Origin of the sequence: Bartonella sp. ML70XJBT.G (assembly GCF_028618575.1) — a bacterium.
Taxonomy (GTDB): Bacteria; Pseudomonadota; Alphaproteobacteria; order Rhizobiales; family Rhizobiaceae; genus Bartonella.
Window position 1 is genome coordinate 82,258 of sequence record NZ_JAQITA010000003.1, and the last position, 20,714, is coordinate 102,971.

General features: G+C 38.8%; 20 protein-coding genes and 1 pseudogene. 6 read left to right on the top strand and 15 right to left on the bottom strand.

Annotation, left to right across the window (positions count from 1 at the left end; genetic code table 11):
- Positions 1 to 70: 70 nt before the first annotated feature.
- The 3 genes and pseudogenes from purF to PVV64_RS02415 all read left to right on the top strand — a co-directional run.
- Positions 71 to 1,561, top strand: coding sequence for an amidophosphoribosyltransferase (gene purF / locus PVV64_RS02405; protein WP_273759535.1), 1,491 nt, complete (start codon positions 71 to 73; stop codon positions 1,559 to 1,561).
- A gap of 2 nt (positions 1,562 to 1,563) precedes the next feature.
- A complete protein-coding gene (locus tag PVV64_RS02410; RefSeq protein WP_273759537.1) occupies positions 1,564 to 2,313 on the top strand; it encodes an SDR family NAD(P)-dependent oxidoreductase in 750 nt (249 codons plus the stop codon).
- Positions 2,314 to 2,552: 239 nt separating this feature from the next.
- Positions 2,553 to 2,751 (top strand): annotated as a pseudogene (locus tag PVV64_RS02415) (Arm DNA-binding domain-containing protein); the annotation flags it as partial.
- A 106-nt stretch (positions 2,752 to 2,857) separates the two neighbouring features.
- Here the strand turns inward: PVV64_RS02415 and pssA are convergent.
- The 5 genes from pssA to cysS all read right to left on the bottom strand — a co-directional run bounded on the left by pssA (position 2,858) and on the right by cysS (position 8,740).
- The gene (pssA, locus tag PVV64_RS02420; protein WP_273759539.1) at positions 2,858 to 3,697 is read right to left on the bottom strand and encodes a CDP-diacylglycerol--serine O-phosphatidyltransferase; all 840 of its coding nucleotides are present in this window, start codon (positions 3,695 to 3,697) and stop codon (positions 2,858 to 2,860) included.
- Between the two features lie 8 nt (positions 3,698 to 3,705).
- Positions 3,706 to 4,404 (bottom strand): phosphatidylserine decarboxylase, encoded by a 699-nt coding sequence (locus tag PVV64_RS02425; protein WP_273759542.1) that lies wholly within the window; start codon positions 4,402 to 4,404, stop codon positions 3,706 to 3,708.
- Positions 4,405 to 4,521: 117 nt separating this feature from the next.
- Positions 4,522 to 6,405 (bottom strand): ABC transporter ATP-binding protein/permease, encoded by a 1,884-nt coding sequence (locus tag PVV64_RS02430; RefSeq protein ID WP_273759543.1) that lies wholly within the window; start codon positions 6,403 to 6,405, stop codon positions 4,522 to 4,524.
- Positions 6,406 to 6,521: 116 nt separating this feature from the next.
- Positions 6,522 to 7,193, bottom strand: a complete 672-nt coding sequence (locus tag PVV64_RS02435) for a DUF421 domain-containing protein (RefSeq protein WP_273759545.1) — start codon at positions 7,191 to 7,193, stop codon at positions 6,522 to 6,524.
- A gap of 41 nt (positions 7,194 to 7,234) precedes the next feature.
- Positions 7,235 to 8,740, bottom strand: a complete 1,506-nt coding sequence (cysS, locus tag PVV64_RS02440; RefSeq protein ID WP_273759549.1) for a cysteine--tRNA ligase — start codon at positions 8,738 to 8,740, stop codon at positions 7,235 to 7,237.
- Positions 8,741 to 9,209: 469 nt separating this feature from the next.
- On the opposite strand from cysS, the gene PVV64_RS02445 reads away from it, so the two are divergent.
- Positions 9,210 to 9,635: a TIGR02301 family protein gene (locus PVV64_RS02445; protein WP_273759551.1), complete on the top strand. Its 426-nt coding sequence runs from the start codon at positions 9,210 to 9,212 to the stop codon at positions 9,633 to 9,635.
- 143 nt (positions 9,636 to 9,778) lie between these two features.
- On the opposite strand, the gene PVV64_RS02450 is transcribed toward PVV64_RS02445, so the two are convergent.
- Positions 9,779 to 11,107: a dihydroorotase gene (locus PVV64_RS02450; protein ID WP_273759553.1), complete on the bottom strand. Its 1,329-nt coding sequence runs from the start codon at positions 11,105 to 11,107 to the stop codon at positions 9,779 to 9,781.
- Between the two features lie 64 nt (positions 11,108 to 11,171).
- Between PVV64_RS02450 and PVV64_RS02455 the strand changes: the two genes are divergently transcribed.
- Positions 11,172 to 12,038, top strand: a complete 867-nt coding sequence (locus tag PVV64_RS02455) for a folate-binding protein YgfZ (RefSeq protein WP_273759555.1) — start codon at positions 11,172 to 11,174, stop codon at positions 12,036 to 12,038.
- A complete protein-coding gene (locus PVV64_RS02460) occupies positions 12,038 to 12,658 on the top strand; it encodes an HD family hydrolase (RefSeq protein WP_273759557.1) in 621 nt (206 codons plus the stop codon). The genes PVV64_RS02455 and PVV64_RS02460 overlap by 1 nt, the downstream gene beginning before the upstream one ends.
- A 1,448-nt stretch (positions 12,659 to 14,106) precedes the next feature.
- Here the strand turns inward: PVV64_RS02460 and panB are convergent.
- The 9 genes from panB to pyrE all read right to left on the bottom strand — a co-directional run bounded on the left by panB (position 14,107) and on the right by pyrE (position 20,713).
- Complete coding sequence (gene panB, locus PVV64_RS02465; RefSeq protein ID WP_273759559.1) at positions 14,107 to 14,925, bottom strand: 3-methyl-2-oxobutanoate hydroxymethyltransferase; 819 nt, start codon at positions 14,923 to 14,925, stop codon at positions 14,107 to 14,109.
- The gene (gene panC / locus PVV64_RS02470; protein WP_273759562.1) at positions 14,922 to 15,788 is read right to left on the bottom strand and encodes a pantoate--beta-alanine ligase; all 867 of its coding nucleotides are present in this window, start codon (positions 15,786 to 15,788) and stop codon (positions 14,922 to 14,924) included. The genes panB and panC overlap by 4 nt, the downstream gene beginning before the upstream one ends.
- Before the next feature lie 17 nt (positions 15,789 to 15,805).
- Entirely contained in the window at positions 15,806 to 16,555 is a 750-nt protein-coding gene (gene recO, locus PVV64_RS02475) for a DNA repair protein RecO (protein ID WP_273759563.1), read from the bottom strand.
- 1 nt (position 16,556) lies between these two features.
- Positions 16,557 to 17,462 carry a GTPase Era gene (gene era / locus PVV64_RS02480; RefSeq protein ID WP_273759564.1) on the bottom strand — a complete coding sequence of 302 codons (906 nt, stop codon included), beginning with the start codon at positions 17,460 to 17,462 and terminating at the stop codon, positions 16,557 to 16,559.
- On the bottom strand, positions 17,455 to 18,162 hold the full coding sequence (rnc, locus tag PVV64_RS02485; protein ID WP_273759565.1) for a ribonuclease III: 708 nt from the start codon (positions 18,160 to 18,162) through the stop codon (positions 17,455 to 17,457). The genes era and rnc overlap by 8 nt, the downstream gene beginning before the upstream one ends.
- Positions 18,143 to 18,955: a signal peptidase I gene (lepB, locus tag PVV64_RS02490; RefSeq protein WP_273759567.1), complete on the bottom strand. Its 813-nt coding sequence runs from the start codon at positions 18,953 to 18,955 to the stop codon at positions 18,143 to 18,145. The genes rnc and lepB overlap by 20 nt, the downstream gene beginning before the upstream one ends.
- Before the next feature lie 81 nt (positions 18,956 to 19,036).
- Complete coding sequence (gene acpS, locus PVV64_RS02495) at positions 19,037 to 19,438, bottom strand: holo-ACP synthase (protein WP_273759569.1); 402 nt, start codon at positions 19,436 to 19,438, stop codon at positions 19,037 to 19,039.
- Entirely contained in the window at positions 19,435 to 20,037 is a 603-nt protein-coding gene (locus PVV64_RS02500) for a DUF2062 domain-containing protein (RefSeq protein ID WP_273759571.1), read from the bottom strand. The genes acpS and PVV64_RS02500 overlap by 4 nt, the downstream gene beginning before the upstream one ends.
- Before the next feature lie 97 nt (positions 20,038 to 20,134).
- The gene (gene pyrE / locus PVV64_RS02505; RefSeq protein ID WP_273759573.1) at positions 20,135 to 20,713 is read right to left on the bottom strand and encodes an orotate phosphoribosyltransferase; all 579 of its coding nucleotides are present in this window, start codon (positions 20,711 to 20,713) and stop codon (positions 20,135 to 20,137) included.
- Between the last annotated feature and the right edge of the window lies 1 nt (position 20,714).

Sequence of the window (20,714 nt, forward strand, 5' to 3'; positions counted from 1 at the left end):
CGGACACAACGTTTTAAATAACATATAAATATGGTAGCATTACTGCTGATATTACAACTGAAAGAACATGATGACAAAAAGTGACATTTCCTGTCAGGATTTTTTATTGGAAGACGATACCCTTCATGAAGAATGCGGAGTTTTTGGTATTCTTGGACATGAAGATGCAGCAACATTAACAGCTCTCGGGCTTCATGCACTTCAACATCGTGGACAAGAAGCAGCTGGGATTGTTTCTTATCATAATAAAATGTTTCATCAAGAAAAGCATCTAGGCCTTGTTGGTGATCACTATACAAACCCTGCAACTCTTGCTCGTTTGCCGGGAAATCGTGCTATCGGTCATACCCGTTATTCAACAACTGGAGAAGTAGCATTACGCAATGTCCAACCTCTTTTTGCGGAATTAAAAGCTGGTGGTATTGCTATTGCCCATAATGGCAATCTCACCAATGGTCTTACATTACGCCGCGAGCTCATTGCTTCTGGTGCTATCTGTCAATCAACCTCAGATTCAGAAGTTTTTCTTCATCTTATTGCTCGTTCGCGCTATGAATCATCTTCTGACCGTTTTGCTGATGCTATTCGGCAAGTGGAAGGGGGATATGCCATGTTAGCGCTTACACGGACCAAGCTCATTGCTGCACGCGATCCAACAGGTATTCGACCTCTCGTGATGGGTGAACTGGATGGTAAACCAATCTTCTGTTCTGAAACATGTGCCCTTGATATTATTGGAGCTAAATATGTCCGAGATGTCAAAAATGGAGAAATCATCATATGTGAAATCCAAAAAAATGGGGAAATTACTAAAAAATTTATAAAACCAGAGAATGAAAAACCAGAAAAGCTTTGCCTTTTTGAATATGTTTATTTTGCGCGCCCAGATTCGATTGTTGGAGGGCGGAGTGTTTACACGGTACGTAAAAATATGGGAATTCATTTGGCACGGGAAGCCCCTTGTGAGGGTGACGTTGTGGTTCCCGTTCCCGATGGCGGAACACCTGCTGCGATTGGCTATGCACAGGAAATTGGAATTCCCTTTGAACTTGGTATTATTCGAAATCACTATGTTGGCCGCACTTTTATAGAACCAACGCAGCAAATTCGTGCTTTTGGAGTAAAATTAAAGCATTCTGCAAATCGTTCTATCATCAAAGGCAAACGCGTCATTCTGGTTGATGATTCCATTGTGCGCGGAACAACCTCCCTTAAAATTGTGCGAATGCTCCGCGATGCGGGGGCAAAAGAAGTTCATATGCGTATTTCTAGCCCTATGATTTTCTATCCCGATTTTTATGGTATTGATACACCTAAAAGTGAAAGCTTATTAGCTAATAAATATCCGGATTTAAAATCTATGTGTCAGTTTGTTGGAGCTGACTCATTAGAATTTCTTTCAACAGATGGCCTGTATCTTGCTGTATCAGGAGAAAAACGAAATAATGCTGATCCACAATTTACTGACCATTATTTCACCGGACATTATCCTACACATTTAGTGGATCAAGAAAATATCCCTCAAATTCATCAAGCATCGGTCCTTAAAACAAGAAATTAATAATGACAAAATTTGATTTTAGTCTTGTTGGTCGCATTGCACTTATTACTGGTGCTTCAAGAGGTATTGGCTACCATTTAGCTTTAGAACTCGCAGAACGGGGTGCTCACATTATCGCCCTTGCACGAACGGTTCGTGGACTTACTGAACTTGACAATCAAATCCAAAAAAAAGGGGCTTGTGCAACACTTGTTCCGCTCGACTTACATCATATGGAAAACATTGATACTCTGAGTATTTCAATTGCTAAACGCTGGCAGAAGCTCGACATTATGGTCGCAAATGCAGGAATTCTTGGAACACTCTCACCAATCACTCATACCGACAATATGGTCTTTGAAGATGTTTTTCAAATAAACCTCATCAGCCAATGGCGTTTAATGAAAGCTTTTGAACCCTTATTGCGTCAATCCGATGCTGGACGAGCAATTTTATTATCTTCAAGCGTTGCTCATGTTGCACGCGCGTTTTGGGGACCTTATGCAGCCTCTAAAGCCGCTTTAGAAGTCCTTGCACGTTGCTGGGCAGAAGAACTCAAACAAACCCCTATCAAAATTAATTGTGTTGACCCAGGCGCAACACGCACTGCTATGCGTGCACAAGCCATGCCTGGTGAAGATCCTCAAACTCTCCCTTCTCCACAAGAAGTCGCTGCAAAGATAGCGCATTTATCCTCACCTGATTTGAAAGAAACAGGCAAACTGTTTAATGTCCGTAAAAATCGTTTTATGGATTATCATGTGCCTGATTAATCTAATATACTGATTGATAAAACTGATTTATTCTTTCGCTTCAATGAAAATTCCAAAGACAGTTAAGACTTTCTCATTTCAAGTCTCTTTGCTTGCACGCCATAAAAGGAAGCTATGTGTGAAAAAAATTGTTGCAAAAAGAAAAAATAGCATAGCTCTTATCAACCGTTTAAAGATAAAAAAATGCGGAGCTAGCGTGTGGGTAAAAACTGTACAAGAAACGACTAAAAACGCCTCTTATGAATGCTCTCAAATGCAAGGGCTATCGTAACATTGGGAGCTAGCAAATAGCATGAAGGTCTTGGCTTACTCCTTCATAAGCATAAAGATGAGGGGAGACTATGGCTTTATCGTTACACCATTCACGGACACCATCGCGAAATGAGCTTTGGTGCCTTGAGAGATATCTCTTTAAAACAAGCCCGTGAATTAGCAAACTAATGGCATTCTGTTTTATGTGAGAAACATGCCACCCATCACAGACATAGAAGAAAAACAACCAACCTGAACTGAATTTCTCATACTTCTTCTCTTCTAAAAAATACTATGACTCTTGGATAGTTTTAACGTTGTTTTTTTTGCCTTCCAAAACAACCCGTTTATTATAAGCCATAAAACTACAAGGAAGAAAAATCATATAGCCAATAGCTGTAATCAATAAAGTATACCATGTATAGGTTGCAAGAAAACCTACATAAATAACCACCCCTAACATGCACGGTACAACGATATCGCGCCTTAGATTTTGGTCTATTGTTTTTGCATTCCATACTGGTAGACGGCTCACTAAAAGAAAAGCAATAATCACAGTATAAAGGCTAAAAAATAATGCCCAGCTCCAACTTGGCATCAAACCAAGAGCTCCTAAATACATAGGTAATAAAAGCAATAATGCCCCCGCTGGTGCAGGAACACCAACAAAATAACTTTCCTTCCATTTGGGTATATCAGCATTGTCCAACATCACATTAAAGCGCGCTAATCGCAAACAACAAGCAACACAATAGACAAGTGCCGCGACCCAACCAACTTGGTGTGCTTGAGTCAAAACAAACGAATAAACAATAAGTGCAGGTGCAACCCCAAAATTAACCACATCAGCAAGAGAATCCATCTGTGCTCCAAAAGATGAACTCCCATCCATCAAACGAGCAATACGGCCATCCGCACCATCTAAAACTGCAGCTAAAAGCACCATTAAAATAGCCCCCTCATAGCGATGCTCAAAAGCTAAACGAATACTGCTCATTCCTGCACAAATTGCTAAAATCGTGATGATATTGGGAACAACATACCGCATCGGTGTAGGTGAACGCCATCGATTTGCAACGTCATCATACTGTCCCTCAGGATTAAATGAAGAAAATAGCGAAAAGTTTTTCATTATTCATCCTAATCAAATCTAAAATCAGTGGTAGCACTCTTCTCATCAAAAGAACCTAATACTGTTTCTCCAGCAATTGCTATCTGGCCAACAGCAACACGTAATTTCACTGCAGTTGGTATATAAATATCAAGGCGAGAACCAAAACGAATCAATCCAAATCTTTCTCCAACCGTAACAGAATCATTTTCTTTCGCCCAACAAACAATACGGCGAGCAAGCATTCCAGCTATCTGTACCATACCAATTTTACCATGTTTGCTGTCAATCACCATCCCATTGCGCTCATTAAATTGACTAGCCTTATCAAGCTCAGCATTGACAAACCGTCCTGGACGATAAACGATAGACTCTATTGTACCACTTATGGGAATACGGTTAATATGGCAGGAAAAAATATCCATAAACACAGAAATACGGATCATCTCTTCTTTCCCTAATCCCAATTCTTCTGGTGGAACACATGGCTCAACAAATGAGATACGCCCATCCGCAGGAGACATAATCCAATCGGAGTTCAAAGGAATCACACGATCTGGATCACGGAAAAAGTATATACACCACACTGTGAGAACAAAACCACACCAAAACAAGGGACTCCATATCCAACCAAGAATGAGCGAAATAATAAAAAACGCTACAATAAAAGGATAACCTTCTTTATGAATTGGCGTAAAACCATTATGGATAGATTGTAGAATACTCATATAATTTCCTATTCATAGTATAACCTAAATAAGCCATAAACGCTTTTGTTCCTCACTATCCCTTTCTGTACCGAACCAATCACTCCATATAAAGTCATAAATCACATTTTGCGCAGCTTATTTTTTACGATTAACAACACCCATTTCATCTTCTTCACGCATTTTACGTAATTTTTCTTCCGCTTGCGATGCTTCAAGCTGTTTATTCCACATGGAAGCATATAGACCTTTTTTACGTAAAAGCTCTGCATGTGTCCCATTTTCAATAATACGACCATTTTTAAGAACCAAAATTTCATCAGCATTTATAATGGTAGAAAGACGGTGCGCAATGATCAATGTTGTACGCCCACGGCTAACAATATCTAATGCTTGTTGAATTTCTTGTTCCGTCGCCGTATCAAGAGCTGCGGTTGCTTCATCTAAAATAAGAAGCGGAGGAGCTTTTAACAATGTCCGAGCAATAGCCACACGTTGTTTTTCACCACCTGACAGCTTAAGCCCACGCTCACCGACCATAGATTGAAAGCCTTCCGGAAGCATTTCAATAAATTTTGATATCTGTGCCATTTCAGCAGCTTTACGCACCTCTTCATCTGTAGCACTTGGACGCCCATAGCAAATATTATAGGATATTGTATCATTAAATAACACTGTGTCTTGGGGAACCATCCCAATAGCTTCACGCAAACTTTTTTGCGTTACATCACGGATATCTTGTCCATCAATGGTGATAGAGCCTGCATTAACGTCATAAAAACGAAACAGTAATCGAGCAATTGTCGATTTACCCGCACCTGATGGACCAACAATGGCAACAGTTTTGCCTCTGGGAATCTCAAAGGTGATCTCTTTGAGAATCTGGCGAGAGGGCTCATAGGAGAAATTTACCTGATTAAAGCGAATGTTACCACCCTCTATCACCAATGGTTTAGCATCTGATTTATCAACGATTTCCTGCTGAACATCTAAAAGATCAAACATGGCTTCAATATCCGTCAGCCCTTGCCGAATGTCACGATAAATTGAACCAATAAAATTGAGAGGAATAGAAAGTTGGATTAAAAGTGTATTAATAAAAACGAAATCTCCCAAAGTCTGTGTTTTATGAAAAACTTCATAAGCAGACATCACCATCAGAATAGTCATCCCAATGCCAAAAATAAGAGCCTGACCAAAATTAAGCCAACTTAATGATGTCCAAATTTTTGTTGCCGATTTTTCATAATTTGCCATCGAAGCATCAAATCGACGTGCTTCCAAATTTTCATTACAAAAATATTTGACCGTTTCAAAATTCAAAAGAGAATCCACAGCACGTGTATTGGCCTCTGTATCTGCTGTATTCATTTCTTGCCGAATACGAATACGCCAATCACTCGCCTTAATTGTGAACCAAGTATATAAACCAACCATTATCACAACGATGAAGACATAATGCCATCCATAGCTTATTTGAAAGACAAATGCTGTTAAAATAAACTCTAAAACCGTTGGAACTGTATTGAGAATTGAAAATCTCACGATAGCTTCAATTCCCTTTGTACCACGCTCAATCACACGAGAAAGCCCACCAGTTCGCTTTTCTAAATGAAATCGCAAAGACAATCCATGAATATGCACAAAAGTCTGATAGGCGAGCTGACGAATAGCGTGTTGACCAACAGTTGCAAACAGAGAATCGCGTAACTGATTGAGTGCGGACTGAACAATACGTGCAACATTATATGCCAAAACAAGCATAATGGGAATAGTCCAACTCGATGGAAGCCATACGGGTAGATTAAAGCTGGCATCAAGCGTATTTGTAGCATATTTAAAAAAATAAGGCACCGAAATAAGGAACAGCTTGGCTAAAACAAGGTAAAATATTGCCCATAGAACACGTATTTTCAAATCGCGCCGATTAGTCGGCCACATATAAGGCCATAAATTATATAGTGTGCGAAATGTCTGACCTGTCTCTGACGATACAGTTTTTATCGTTTCATTGCGTTTCATAAAGCCTTTACTTCTCTATCATCTCCTCAACAGGGGCTGACCTCCCCTGTTGCTGCTCATTTGTCATAGTCTGTCTTCTATCGCTTCCAATAAGCTTTACCTCTTCGCATTTGAGGTTAGACTGTTTTGGAAAAAGGAACAAGAAATAATCCCTTAGAAAGTTTATTATTTTGATCTGTGTGCTCATACCATTCTGCTGCAAATAAACTTTCAACCTTGACACGCTTTTTTTTCAATTCAGCTTGAAGCCATGTTTTTGATTTACCAATTTCTTTAAGTCCTTCTTCGATAACTTCACCATTTTCTACTAAAATTGTAGCTTTCTTACCGTCTTCCTTTTTAATAATGGTGCAATCGCCATTAGTTTCTAAACGAACAAACGCAGCTTCATGTAAACTACAACCTTTAATACGCAACATTGTAATGAAATCATTAACACTGAGACCTAAACTCTGAATTTTATCTATTTGAAATACACCATCTAAAACTAATGTGATATTTCGTCCTGTAACAAGGCGACGAAAAAAAACAGAATGACGTGCAAAAAAATTAAGAGATGTAACCAAAGCTTGCCAAATACATAAAACAATCAACAGCCGAGTACTACTAATATTTGGATTATAAATAACGCCACCAATAATACTCCCCATTACAAAATTGCTGACCAAATCAACAGGGGTCATTTGACTAAGACTACCGCGCCCCGTCGTTCTTAAAATCAATAGAAAAGCAACAAGACCTACAGCTAATTTAAGTGCAACATATCCATAACTATATATAAATTCCATCACATTCTCCCTTTTTTATGAGAGCTGCTGGAATAAGAAAATCACCGCTTTACTTCCCACATCGTTATACGCTCACCAGTCTGTGGGTCTTTTTTATCTTTTAAAAGAATCCCCTCAGCTGCCAGCTCATCACGAATTGTATCCGCAGCCCCCCACTCTTTATTATGGATAAGCCGTAGTCTTTCGGCAATGCGTTGATCGATAAATTTTACATCAAGAGAAGCTTTTTTCATAAACAATGGGCACTGTACATCTGTTATCCACTCTTGGTACAACAACCCCAATAAATTCATCCCATTGGCTAAAGCCACACTATCCCCTGTTTTATAAAACTTTCGCAAAAGAGCAAATGCATTCGGAGTATTTAAATCGTCACTTAGTACACTTATCAAAGAATCATCAACCACTTCATTTTTGTTCATCTTCTCTCTTTTGGAGCGAAGCAATTCATACCAACGATAAAGTTCACTACTAGAATGCGCTAAACGCTGAGCTGTCCAATTTAATGGTTCCCGATAATGCGTTTGTAACATTGAAAAACGCGCAGACAAACCAGCCCAATTTTGTTTCATTTTATCGGTTAACGCATCATTAAGTTCAAAGAAATCACTCTTTAAAATAGAACGAATAGTCATGAAATTGCCAAGGCTTTTTGACATCTTCTTGCCTTCAACTTGCAAAAAACCGTTATGCATCCAAAAGTTAGCCATTCGCTTAGTCCCAAAAGCTGAACAACTTTGTGCAATCTCATTTTCGTGATGGGGAAAAATCAAATCAATGCCACCACCATGGATATCAAAAATATTTGCTGATGGATCATCACAGTTTAGACCACCACCGTATGGTTCTAACAGCTTTGCCATTGACATTGCAGAACATTCAATATGCCAACCTGGACGTCCTAAAACAGAAATTCCTGCCGGTGATGTCCAACCTGGTTCTCCCTCCACAGAAGGCTTCCATAGAACAAAATCCATCTCCTCCCTTTTATAAGCAGCAACATCGACGCGTGCACCCGCTCTCATTTCCTCCAACGAGCGTTTAGCAAATGCCCCATAATGGGGATGATTTTTTATACTACTGACAGAAAATAATATATGATTTTCTGCTTTATACGCGTGCCCTTTTTCAAGTAACCTTTCAATCAAATAGCACATTTCCTCTAAATGATCCGTTGCGCGTGGTTGGCTGGTCGGTAAAAGACAACCAAGTGCTACCGTATCTTGTTGAAATTGAGAAGAGGTACGCTCGCTTAATCGGCGAATAGCTTCATTAAGTGCTAATTCTGGATATTCGTGGGCTGCTCGTGCATTAATTTTATCATCTACATCTGTAATATTGCGCGCATATATAACATGCTCGCTGCCATAGATATAACGCAATAAGCGAAATAAAATGTCGAAAACAACTACAGGGCGTGCATTTCCTATGTGTGCATCATCATAAACTGTTGGACCACAAACATAAAGACGCACTTTTGTCGCATCTATCGGCGTAAAAATTTCTTTTTTACGTGTAAGCGTATTATAAAATTGCAACTTACTCATTATTATACTCCGTTCGCGATAAACTCACCGCTCCTCCAAGTAATCTTACCAAAAATCATTACATTATGTGATTTAAGCTCAAACTTTTGTATAGATTATGTAAAATTTCTCATAAGTCCCCCATTTATTTAGGCTCTCTCTATCATCTGTGAGAAAAACAGTCCATTTTATTTGATTGGACTATTCTGTTGGTCCATATTTTTTGATGAGGATATTATCACAGATAAAAAATCTACAACGAACAATACACTGTAAATTTATACAAGGAGTAGAATGTATACAGAAAATCTGAAATTTTTAACTCCACAAAACTTTGTTAGAGTGTTCAATAGTTCCATGAGGCTTTTCTTATTCTCTTTCATGCCCTAAATTTTATAATGTGTTTGCTCTTGGTATGAGGCACAAACTCTTTTATCCGCATCATTTTGTTTGAAATTGTATGAAAACTTATTCGAAGTTGGCAAAACCAATGCATAATATATTGATAAAAATTGTTTTTTTTATATTTTTTTTCGCTTTCACACCCACTTTTGCACAACAATCACCACCCTATGAGACAAAATTGTTACGGCTAGCAGAAATTTTGGGCGCCCTACACTCTCTACAAAATCTTTGCGGCACTCCAACAAACCAATGGTATAACTATATGAATGCACTGATTGAAGCAGAACAACCAATACCACAAAGACGCTCTTATTTTTACGCAGCGTTTAATGAAGCCTATCGTGCTTTTTCAGAAAGTTATCATCACTGTACCCCATCGGCAATTGAAGCCAATCAAAGATATATTAAAGAAGGAAGATCCTTATCCGAAAACCTTCTCATGTATTATAATATTCAACCTGTCCCAAATTACCAAACTCTTGATTTGAGCACCCCTGCTGACAAAAAATAAAGAGAGTCACAACCTGCTTTTATATAAATATGGTCATTTTTAGAGAATGCCCCCTCCATACGCTTTTATCTTCGTCGATAAAATTACCACGTGCACCCTTATGCCAATAAAGTTATTTCATAAAAAGCACCAATTTTATTTGGTCACACCAACGTTTCTACAAATTTAACAGGTTCGCCTTGCGAAGGTGTAACAATTTCCCCTTCCCACATAACACGCATACCACGAATAACGGTTCCAACAGGCCAACCTTTAACCTTTTTACCATCATAAGGCGTCCAACCTGCACGTGAACCAATCAATGCATTGGTCATTATTTCTTCCCGCTTCAAATCAATAATAGTTAAGTCAGCGTCATATCCAACAGCAATACGTCCTTTGCAGCTTATACCAAAAATGCGGCTAGGACCATGCGAAGTGAGATCAACAAAACGTTCAAGAGACATCTTTCCTGTATTGACATGTGTTAACATAATTGCTGCTGTTGTTTGCACACCTGTCATGCCTGAAGGGGAAGCTGGGTAAGGCTGCTGTTTTTCTTTAAGGGTATGAGGAGCGTGATCAGAACCTAACACATCAACAATACCTTGCTGAACACCATACCAAAGAGCTTCACAGTGTCGGCTCTCACGGATCGGTGGATTCATTTGAATGAATGTACCAAAGCGTTGATAATCATCTGACGTTAACGTCAGATGATGCTGCGTCACTTCAATTGTTGCCACATCCTTATGTTTTTTGAGAAAATCAATTTCTTCGGCAGTAGAAAGATGTAAAATATGAATACGTGCCTTCGTTTCATGCGCGATTGTTACTAAACGCTGTGTACATTTTAATGCTGCAATCTCATCACGCCAAATCGGATGCGATGATGCATCTCCTTCAATACGGAACATTTTGCGCTCTCTAAGCCTTTGCTCATCTTCAGAATGAAAAGCCGCACGACGGCGTGTATTTTCCAAAATCAGACGCACACCTTCATCATCATCTACCAAAAGATCACCTGTCGAAGAACCCATGAACACTTTTATTCCAGCAGCACCAGGCAGCCTCTCTAACTCAGCTAATTGATGTGCATTTTCACGCGTTCCTCCAACCCAAAATGCAAAATCACAATGCATCCGGTGAAATCCACGTTTTACCTTATCAGACAAGGCTTCTTCTGATGTGGTTAATGGATTGGTATTAGGCATTTCAAATACTGATGTCACACCCCCTAACACCGCAGAATAAGAACCACTTTCTAAATCCTCCTTATGTTCATTGCCCGGCTCGCGAAAATGAACTTGGCTATCAATAATCCCCGGCAAAATATGGAGTCCTGTACAATCAATGACCTCCCCAGCAGACGCACATGTAAGATCACCAATTTCAGCAATACGGCCGTTTGTAATACCAATATCACGCTTACCACTTCCATCATGATTTACAATTGTTGCGCCTTTTAAAATTGTATCAAATGTTTTAAACATAGCCGTGCTCCTTACATATCCTTTCTTTATCGATTAGGTAACTTTGGCTAGAAAGGCAAGAACCATGATTGAAAAACAAAATGCTATTCTCTTAAAAAACCGTAAGATTATTGAAATAACAGGTGAAGAAGCAACAGATTTTCTGCAGGTTCTTATCACAACAGATGTAACAAAAATTGGCTCTCAAGAAATTTTCCCTGGAGCTCTTTTATCCCCACAAGGAAAAGTTATTGCTGATTTTCTTATCGGAAAAAGAGAAGACGGTTATTTCATTGATATCGTTTTCTCTTTAGCTGATACTCTCTATAGACGTCTGCTCCTCTATAAACTACATAAAAAAGTAGAAATTACACAACCATTACAAGAACTTGTAACAGTTTCTTGGAATAGTGAATCAAATAGTTTAAATTTTGATTCAAGTTTTATTGATAAACGCTTTCCACAAAAAGAAAAAATAATACGGACCTATGGAACAATACCGTTTTTGGTTTCAGAATATCATGATTATTGGAATCAATTGCGTATCCGTTATGCAATTGCAGAAAGTGATAAAGATTATGAAATAGAAAAAGTCTTTCCTCATGATATTAATTATGATCAAATTAATGGACTCTCCTTCAACAAGGGGTGTTATATTGGACAGGAAATTGTTTCGCGAATGCATCACCGTCGCACAATACGCCGTCGTATTTTAATCGTAAAAAGTCAGCATCAATTAACTTTAGGTTCTAGCGTGAAAGCAGGAAGTAAAGTACTTGGTTCTTTGGGAACATGTGCTGCGAACGAAGCTCTCCTTTTGACGCGTATTGACCATGTCAAAGAGGCAATCGATCATAATATCCCATTTACAGTAAACGATGTTCCTGTCACCATAAGCATTGCTGAAAATATGAATTTTACCTTTCCTGAAAACACTGTGGAAACACCCTAATGGCTAAAGCTGAATTATCAAAAAATGGAGAAGCACGTGCTTGGCAAAGAATGCTCTCTGGCCGACGACTTGACATCCTCAATCCTTCACCCTTTGATATTGAAATCGAAGATATTGCTCATGGACTTGCCCGTGTTGCACGTTGGAACGGTCAAACCCAAGGTGATCATGCCTATTCTGTTGCACAACATTCACTTTTGGTAGAACAAATATTTCAAAAGCTTTGTCCTCAATCGCGCAGTGATGAGCATTTGTGTGCTCTTCTACATGACGCGCCAGAATATGTTATCGGTGATATTATTTCGCCCTTTAAAGCTGTCATCGGAAAACAATATGAGATCATCGAAAAACGTATACAAGACGCTATCCATATGCGTTTTTCTCTCCCTATTAATCCTTCTCAAAAACTCTTAAAAAAAATTAAACAAGCCGACCGTATTGCTGCGTTCTACGAGGCTATCACGCTTGCTGGATTTAATACAGAAGAAGCCCTTCGCTATTTTGGTTCTCCGAATCATATTCTATGCGATGATCTCAATTTACAACCCTATTCTACACAACAAATTGAAAGTGCTTTTTTAACACGTTTTCATAACCTTGATACTCAGAAGTCATCATAATTCTCTTTGCCTCATTCATCTTATCGTTTTAGTTGAAAAAAGAAGGAGATTATCCTTCCTTTTAATAGCTTCTGGTATGCACTATTAGAGGAATATATTTTCCCCCCATCCATTCTTCGATAAATATTTGATATTTTATAATTTTTGCCTGTTGATAAAGTCGCTTAGAACCAACAAAAGTAGATGTTCTTTAAGTTTCAGCTTTTTGTAACATATTATTCACAAATACTTCAAAAAACTGTGTATTTATGAATCACTTATAGCTTGGTTTCAACATAAATCAATAAGATATAAAAAATGAGCATTCATCATGAAAATTAAATAATATATTGATTTATCTTCATAAATAACTATTTCTGATATTCAACAATAACTTCAAGTATCGTAAGATTTTCTTGTCTCAAACCCTCTTATATAAAGTCAATGTAAATCCCTTGCTTGCATATTATAAACGGGAATGAGGTGTGGGTACACTTTGAAAAAGAAGAAAAATACCTCTATGAATGCTCTCAAATACAATAGCTAGAACATTCGGGGCTGAAAATAGTCTGATGATGCTGGCTTTTTTATAAGCGCAAAGGTGATGATTCCTTATAGATTTACCATTATACCTTCATGGGCTATACCTGTAAAATGCGTTTTAGAACATTCAGGAATGTTTTTTTAAATAAATGCGTAAAAATCAATAGAGTGGGACTTTATGTTGCGTAAAGGTTTGCCTCCATGAGAGCGCAATAAATAAAAACGCGAGACAAAGCGTAATCTCGTTATGTGGAAGATATTGCCATCAATGCTATTAAAAAGTACAAAGATAAACTATAATTTTCGCCTTTATACCTTCATATTTTTCCGCAAGACGGCGCCATCATTTATTTTCCATCACCTCATATCGTGACAGCTCTTGCTTTTGAAGGCATCCATAAGAATGCATTTTACTCCCTTCCTAATAGGTTTTATCCATATATTTACCCCTCTTGTGACGTGCAAGAAAGGAATTTACATTGATTTTATATAAGAAGGTTTGAGACAAGAAAATCTTGGAGTATTATGATCTCTCATTCAACATACAAAACAATGAATTCTCACTAATAAATCAGTGCCTTGTATACATCATATGGTCTCCTTTTTTAGAGATTACCTAAACAGATATATGTACTCATGCTCCAATCTGGCATACAAAAACTGGAACTACGGAGCTTTCATTCTCCTTAACCTCTCTTTCCAGCATGTGACTATGCTAAATTTAGATATTGATTGACAAAAACAGCACAAATTTTATTAAACCAAAACCCTCATAAAGCTATCAATAGAGCGAATATAGACTGGATAGATGTACCAACTTCTATCAATCCTCTGTAAAACAATAAACAGTCTTTGGCTTTGCGTTTGCATGGCTTCACAGGTCTTTGATAAGAAATGTTGTTCTCTTTTTCATATTAAGTGAGCTTTTATTTCAGTTTATAAACTTCTTTATCCGTTGGAAAAGCACGAGATGTCACATCTTCTGCATAATTCCTGATTGCAGTCTCCATTGCTTGTTCAAGAGCACCATAACGACGCACAAATTTAGGCACATAACTACCATAGCCCAACATATCTTCCATAACCAATATTTGTCCATCACACTGATTAGATGCGCCAATACCAATCGTTGGAATAGAAAGTTTTTCTGTAAGCTCTACCGCTAAAGGCTCGACAACTCCTTCCACAACAACAGCAAATGCACCAGCCTCTTCAATCGCTGCTCCATCAGCTTTAATCCTTTGCCAATCACTCTCGTTGCGCCCTTGCGTCTTAAAACCACCAAAACGATTCACAGCCTGTGGAGTAAGCCCGATGTGTCCCATCACTGGAATGCCGCGTTTACATAAAAAATCAATTGTTTTTGCTATATAAACACCACCTTCAAGCTTAACTGCCCCACATCCAGTTTGGGCAAGGATACGCGATGCATTCAAAAAAGCTTGTTCTGGACTTTCTTCATAAGAACCAAAAGGCATATCAACAACGACAAGGGCCTTTTGAGAGCCACGCATAACTGCCTGCCCATGCAAAATCATCATCTCTAAACTTACAGGAAGTGTTGTCTCAAACCCATAGACAACCATACCAACGCTATCACCAACCAAAAGCAAATCGCAATAGGGATCAGCAATCCGTGCGGTATAAGCCTGATACGCCGTGAGCGAAACTATTAGTTGTTGCCCTTTTCTTGAGCGTATCTCAGTAGAAGTTATACGTTTTATGGTTTTATGATGTATACTCATTTGTCAGCCTTCTCTTGCAATATATATTGGTCAATAAGCCTCACAGCACCAAAGCGAACAGTGAGAAGTAAAACCGCAGGCTTTTCTAATTTTCCTTTTACAACACATAGTGTTTCCATATCCCGTAAATCTATGGATTCAATCATTGCGCGCGATTCTTGTTGTAAAATATCGCGAACAATTTTGCATAATTTGTTAACCGATCGTTCTCCTTGGTGATAAAGCTGTTCCGCAGCTTTACCACTTTCAGGAATAATTTTTGCCGCTTTGCGATCTTCTCGTGTTAAAAGTTGATTTCGTGAGGAACGTGCTAGACCATCTGCTTCGCGTAAAATGGGAACGCCAATAATTTCAATAGGAAAAGCTAAATCTTCAACCATACGTCGAATAATTAAAATCTGTTGAAAATCCTTTTCTCCAAAAAAAGCCTTATCTGGCTGAACAATATTAAAAAGCTTAGCAACAACACTGGTCACACCACAAAAATGCCCTGGACGTAATTTTCCGATTAATATACGTGATAGTTTTTCTACCTTCACAATTGTATCATTTCCCAGTGGCCACATCTCATCGGTAGAAGGTGCAAAAACATAATCAACACCTGCTTTTTGCAACAAAGTACAATCCTCCTGCAAATCTCTTGGATATTGATCAAAATCTTCATGGGGAGCAAATTGCTTGGGATTGACAAAAATAGAAACTACACTTCGGTCACACATTGCTCTTGTCTTCTCTACCAAGGCAAGGTGACCTTCATGTAACGCTCCCATAGTGGGAACCAAACCAATTGAAGAGCCTAAACGTCGTTCTTTCGCGATATATTGACGCATTTCAGTAATTGTTGTTAAGATCTGCATCTTCATACTCTCTTCATATTTATTCAATTAACAATTAATGCTTGCGTATGAAACCGCCGTTCAAATAATTGTATCAAATTCATGCGCACCGACGGCTGTTTTACATCTCGTGGTTCCCAAACATGACGCATTAAAAAAAAGCCCGTTAAAATAAAACCATTTATTATGTCACTAAAATCTACTGGACGAGTAGCTCTTTGTACAAGAAATTGGGGAAGAATGAGAAGTTTTTCTTTCCAAGGGTGCCCTGCTTGCTCACAAACAGCTCGTCCCGACTTTGGTGATACATAACAGAGCTTTTCTAGGCTTCCTGTCGCAGCACAACGAGATAAATCAAGACCAAAGCCGAGCTCCTCAAGAAGTCGCATTTCAAAACGTACAAGCAATTCCGCAATAATCGATGTTTCCTCAAAATTTTGCATAAAAAAATGTAACAGATCATATAAGCTTGGATGTGGATCACGTTCAGGAAGAAGACGCAAATGAACCGCCATCAATTGCAAAGTATAGAGTGCTTCTGGTAAAATTATTAATCGTGCCGCATGTAAATCAAGCGCTTCAAGCCGAAAAAGTCCCAAATGTTCATCTAAACGTGCCCACCATTCAGCCTCAACAAAATTCCCAGGTTGAAGTACAGCTGCCATACGACGCGAACGTCCACCTTTTACCACCCCCATATAACGACCATGCCGACGTGTCATGATTTCAAGGATAACACTTGTCTCACCATATGGGCGTGTACCAAGGATAATGGCTTGCTCTTTCCATTTCATGTTATTTTAGAAAATCCAATCCCATTTCACGATAACGTTCTGGATCGCTGTCCCAATTATCACGCACTTTTACAAAGAGAAAAAGGTGAACTTTTTGATCCATGATTTCCATTAATTCTTTACGCGCTGCCTGACCAATTGCTTTAATTGTATCGCCTTTTGCTCCTAAAACAATTTTTTTCTGACTATCACGCTCTACATAAATCACTTGATTAATTTTTACGGAACCATCTGAACGTTCCTCCCAGTTTTCTGTTTCAACGGTTGAAGAATAGGGGAGTTCATCATGAAGGCGAAGAAAAAGCTTTTCGCGCGTTATTTCAGCAGCAAGATGGCGCATAGGCATATCCGAAATTTGATCCTCTGGATAATACCACGGCCCCTCCTGCATCATGTTACTCAACGCGTGAAGCAAATCCTTGCAACCAGAACCATTGAGAGCGGAAATCATAAATGTTTGCAAAAATGCAACACGCTCATTCATTTTGGCAGTTAACGCTAAAAGAGTTTCTTTAGCAACTGTATCAATTTTATTAAGGACAAGGATTTTATCCTGTTTAATGTCTTTTAGAATATCTAACATTGTATAAACATCATCTGATAGACCATTTTGAACATCAATCAAAACTAAAAGAACATCAGCACTTTTAACACTTCCCCAAGCAGTCGATACCATTGCGCGCTCTAATCGCTTGTAAGGACGAAAAACACCTGGTGTGTCAACCAAAACAATTTGCGTATTCTCATGAATGACAATACCACGGACCAAAGCCCTTGTTGTTTGTACCTTATGCGTTACAATTGAAACCTTTGTTCCAACTAATTGGTTTACTAATGTCGATTTGCCAGCATTAGGCATCCCAATAAGTACCACAAAACCAGAACGCGTTTTCATAGCGTCATCCATGATCATTTTTTCCCATTGTTTTCCATACACCCTCGCGTCGTAAAATCTTCTCCGCTGCCATTCTTTCGGCATATCTCTTAGAGCTACCCTGCCCAATCTCTGGAGCAAAACCAGCAACGCTTACCTCTACCATAAAAACAGGATCATGATCTGGACCAGAACGTTTGATAATTTGATAATGTGGTTGTGCATTGCTCTGCATATGAGCCCATTCCTGTAACTCTGTCTTGGCATCACGTCGACCAGCATTCATCTGTTTTGCCCGACTTTGCCAATATCTTTGAATAAAAGGGCGAACGCTGTCCAATCCTCCATCTAGGTACATCACAGCAATCAAAGCTTCTACCACATCAGCATGCATATTGATGAGTCGACGCCTCTCGAAGTTTCTCATCTCGAAACCCACATGAATCATTTCAGGCAAACCCATTTCTCGTGCAACATCGGCACATGTATGTGCATTCACCAAACCGTTTAGACGTACCGATAATTCTCCTTCACTTGCCTGCGGGAAAAATTGATACAACATCTCTGCAATCAAAAGCCCCAGAACCCGATCACCTAGAAATTCCAGCCGCTCATAGTTTCCCTGTTCAGAATCTTGGACACTAGAATGTGTTAATGCTCTCTTTAATCTCTCTTCATCTTTAAAGCGATGCCCCGTCAGCTTCTCAAGCTGATTAATCATTGGACGCTTCATTACTGATTCCTTGCTGTACAAGCGGTAAATCATGAACTTTATTGATCAAAGAAAATAAACGATTCCAACGTATATCAAATGGCCAACGCCAAACCTGCCAAGCACTTGAACCATTCCTGATAGAGAAAAAAATCATACTTGCTCGACCAATAAGATTTTCCTCTGGCACATAGCCCACATCTAAACGACTATCGTCCGAATTATCGCGGTTATCACCCATCATAAAATAATGACCCTGCGGCACTTCAAAGACTTTCGTGTCATCAACTTGCGGTATAAAAGCCAAATCAAGTGTATCGTAACTGACACCATTCGACAGTGTCTCACGATAAACGCCAACAGGGTAATTCACCTCTGTTATATCAGAATTATCAATCTTCCCCATAAAGCGACGAGAAACAGCCTCATCATTAATATAAAGAACACCTTGACGAACTTGTACACGATCACCTGGTAGTCCAACAACACGTTTTATATAATCAATATTCGGATTACTCGGTAAACGAAAAACCACAACATCTCCACGCTCAGGCTGAGATGCCAAAATGCGTCCCGAGAAAAGAGGGGGAGAAAAAGGTATGGAAAAATGAGAATATCCATATGCATATTTAGAAACAAATAGATAATCTCCCACAAGCAACGTAGGACGCATGGAACCAGAAGGAATACTGAAAGGCTGAAAAAAAAGTGTCCGAATAAGCGCTGCTAAAAACAGAGCCTGTATCAAAACCCAAATAAATTCAAGAATCCCGCCTTTTTCTTCCTTTTTATGCATTTTTTCTTCCTTGATCATCACAGATCACCTTCTCATCACAAATATAATCCACTCTCTATCATAATGTTCAAATAAAAAAAGCACAATCTCTCACAATATCTATCCCCGCGGAAGTGCTTCAATAATAACAAATGCCTGAGCCCAAGGAAAATCATCCGTTATACTTAGATGAATGACAGCGTCATAAGAAGGAGGCAATAATTTTTGTAATTGCATGTGCGCACGATCCGTTAATTTCATAAACGGTTTGCCGGAGGGCAAATTAATCACCCCCATATCTTTCCACCCCACACCACAAGCAATTCCCGTTCCTAAAGCCTTAGCACATGCTTCTTTGGCGGCAAATCTTTTGGCGTAAGAAGATGATCTTTTTTGAAGATTTTCAGATCTGATCTGTTCAATGTCGGTAAAAATACGTTCAACAAAACGATCACCATAACGGATCAACATTTTCTCAATGCGTCTTATATCAACCAGATCATTTCCAAGACCAATGATCATAAAAGATTACCTGACTTTTTTTTGCTATAAATACTTTTTTTGATAATTTTTTTGTATCGCTTTTGTTGAAAACGGGCAATTGCTCTATAAACACCTATATAAGATAAGCTGCTAAAAATGATACCTAAAAGAGTACCACCTAAAATCATCGGTCTCATGATTGAAACCCATGCTCCCTTGAAAAGAAGAGATACATTTGACAATGTTAAACCATCAAACAGAGCACGAATTTGCGAAAGAGAAATCTCATCTACATTGCTAAAAAATGATAAACAGAAATAGCCTATCTTATAATCGGCCATAACAATAAGCAAAAATGTAAGGGGATTAGAAAAAACCGTGCCAATGATTGCTGCTGCAAAATTTGCCCGTAAAACCCAAGAAAAAAAGATTGCTAAAATAATATGCATCCCAAAGAGAGGCGAACAAGCCAAAAAAATCCCTATAGCAAATCCCAAAGCAACTTTATGCGGCGTTGCTGATATACGCAAAATACGTTTACGTATGTAGCTAAATGAGCGAGAAAATGAACGACGTGGCCATAACCAAAGTCGAATACGCTTTATAAAATCTATTGGTTCTCGACGACGAAAAAGCATATGATTCTCAATATACATCCTATGACAATGAAATAATTTGTACAATTCAAAGAGATTTCTTTCCGTTTTTTTTGCCTAAAAAACAATAGAAAGACAATTAAATATTTCGACTTCCTGGTTTGATCGCTGGGAGTGCTGCAAGTTCAGCAGGAAGCGCATCATGAGCGTAAGAAGCTATCTCATATTCAGCAAGTGCAATCAAGGGAACTCCAACATCAACTTTACCACCAGAACGATCAAGAATACATGCACTCGCCAAAACATCTGCTCCCACAGCAACCAAGGCCTCAACCGTCTCACGAATAGAGAGGCCCGTTGTTACAATATCTTCAACAATCACAACCCGTGCCCCCTGTTTGATGTCAAAACGACGCAATTCAAATACGCCATTGACACGCTCTACCCACAGAGAAGGAATACCAAGATGACGTGAAGTCTCATAGGAGGGAATAAGACCACCAATCGCAGGACCAACTACATAATCAATATGCCCCTCGATTGATTCTCTGATTTTTGCGGCCAATCCACGACATAACTTCTCCGTCAAATCAGCATGCATAAATACTTTCGCCTTCTGCATATAAATAGCACTATGACGGCCTGAAGTTAAAATAAAATGTCCTTCCAAAATAGCATCTGCTTGTTTAAAAATAGTAATCACATCTTCTGTATTCATT